Below are 1,553 nucleotides of genomic sequence, written 5' to 3'. Positions count from 1 at the left end.
AGGCGCCGCGTCCACGAAAGTGTGGACCGCGGCTTTGGCCGCATCCATTTTCGTGCCACCGGCTGCGTCCGGGGCTTGCATCGAACCCGACGCGTCGAGCACCACCATTGTCGGCGCGTACGCGGAATCCTGTTGTTCCTGGGCGTGTACCGGCACCGCGGTGAGTGCCACGGCCGCTGCCGCGACCCCTACGGCCAGCAGCCTTCTCAATCTCGACATACCTCTCCAGTCAGACAGTTACAGATCGACGAACCCTACGCACCACCGCGACATCGCGTGCGACCGGGAAAGCGATTCTCCACTGCTGCAGGGAAGTCGAACAGGACATTTGCAGTTCCGGGGCAAAACATCGACGGCCCGGCATTCCCACGCATGGGAATGCCGGGCCGTAGACAGGTGATCTGCGCAGTGCGAACCGCGGCGGCTACTTCCGGCCGGCGGTACGCCGCCCCAGTAGAACTGCCGCTCCGACCAGCGCAATCAGCACGATCACGCCCACGATGCCGAGTACGACGACCGTCGTGGACACGCCACCGTCATCGCTCGCCTCGGCCTGTGCGGCCGGCCGATCGGCCCCGGCAGGCGGTTGCGCCGAGTTCGACGCCGCCGAATTCTCACCGAAGACCCCGTTCGTCGTGGCCGACGCGTAGGCCGGGCCGGGCTCGGGGGTGCCGTCGACAGTGAGATCGAGACGAATCGGTACCGGGCCGCCCTCCGACGGAGAGACCTTCACGGCGATGTAGTACCAGCCCGCCATGCTCTGATCCTTGCCACTGCCCGGACCGGATTCGCGATTGCGGTAACGCACCGGCACCGTTGCCACCGCGGACTCGCCATCGGGCAGGGCCCTCTCACTACCGAGATAGGCGTCGCTCTTTATGTCGATCTGTTCGCGAGTCGGCGAGTACAGCGCGGTCTTGACGTTGGAGTACTCCTCGGATTTCGCCTTCCCCGTGTCGGCGAAGGTCACCCGATAGGCCAAGCCCTGTCCCCAGTCCAGCCGGGTTCGGTAGTAGACCACTTCACCGCGTTGCAACGTATCGCTGTAGCTGCCCGATCCGTCCAATGTCGTGGCCACGTTGAACGATCCCGCGCCGACGACCGGAACCGCAGCGCCCGACGGCGCGGTGAAGGTGGTGTCGGCCGTCGACGACGCCGGACCCGGGTCGGTGACACCCGGTTCGACCGCAACCAGAAGTTCCATCGGCAGCTGATCGGGCATGCCGTCCGCGACGCCCTTCCATTCGGGTGCGAAGTAGTAGCGCCCGCCACCTCGGCATGCGTCCGAGGTCCTGGTGTTCGACTTCTCCTCGGTCGCGCCGTCCCACGTCTCCGCAACGCTCAAGGCCACGCCCTCACTGGAGTCGGTGGTGATCTCGTTGACGAATTCGTTGCAGTCCTGGCCGTTCTCGCCGTAGACCTTCATGCTCATGGCACTGACATCGCTCGTGCTGCCGGCGCCCGTCCGGTGTGGCATCGACAGGGTGGCGGTCACGTAAGCGGTCGCGCCCTGAGGCACGTCCACCGCATAATACTTCGAGTCGTGCTGTCCG

At 65.7% G+C, this 1,553-nt stretch carries 2 pseudogenes; both read right to left on the bottom strand.

Annotated features, from left to right (window positions below):
• A pseudogene (locus tag NV2_RS31655) lies at nucleotides 1–219 on the bottom strand (vWA domain-containing protein); the annotation flags it as partial.
• A 205-nt stretch (nucleotides 220–424) separates the two neighbouring features.
• Nucleotides 425–1,553, bottom strand: a pseudogene (locus NV2_RS30475) (vWA domain-containing protein); the annotation flags it as partial.

Source organism: Nocardia vermiculata NBRC 100427 (genome assembly GCF_001613265.1).
GTDB classification, from domain to species: domain Bacteria; phylum Actinomycetota; class Actinomycetes; order Mycobacteriales; family Mycobacteriaceae; genus Nocardia; species Nocardia vermiculata.
This window is presented reverse-complemented; position numbering and strand designations above follow the sequence as displayed.